This is a genomic window from Tamlana crocina, assembly GCF_012037625.1.
This window is the reverse complement of record NZ_JAAVJS010000100.1, coordinates 1-583: the sequence shown is the minus strand read 5'-3', so window position 1 is coordinate 583 and position 583 is coordinate 1. Positions and strand designations below refer to the sequence as shown.

Here is a 583-nt window from a genome sequence, read left to right as displayed (position 1 = left end):
AGTAGTAGGAAAAGTAACTAACGGAAAGGATCTGTTTAAGGCTCTTAAGACCAAAAATCCGGATGTGGTGATCCTCGAGATCGATCTTCCGGACATTAACGGAATTACCGCCCTAAGAACCATAAAAGCTGAAAATCCCGGCACCAAGATCCTTATTCTTAGCTGCCATCCCGAAGAAATGTATGCTCTTAACGCCATAAAGGCCGGGGCTGCTGCATATCTTTCAAAAACGGCATCTACAGAAATTCTTAGTGAGGCCGTGCATCAGGTTGCAAGAGGTGGGATCTATCTCAACAAGGAGATCAGCGAAAAGATCAAGTCCGGCACTACCAGATCCAACAATCTGGTTTCCCGCTACAAAAAACTGTCTACGAGGGAAATTGAGGTACTTAACCTCCTTTCCACCGGAAAAAGAAATAAAGATATCGCCGAAGCTTTAGATATCAACGAAAAAACAGTTAGCACGTATAAGACGAGATTACTTAAAAAATTACGGGTGGACAACCTGGCCGATCTTATCAATCAATCGCGCCTGTTGCAAATTAGAACTACATAACCCGGTTGAGCTTACTGGATAATATTT

Annotated in this window: 1 protein-coding gene; it reads left to right on the top strand. The window is 42.9% G+C overall.

What is annotated here, in order from left to right:
- The coding region (locus tag HC176_RS15805) for a response regulator (RefSeq protein ID WP_167919954.1) at window positions 1–556 on the top strand (556 nt) is incomplete at its 5' end.
- Between the last annotated feature and the right edge of the window lie 27 nt (window positions 557–583).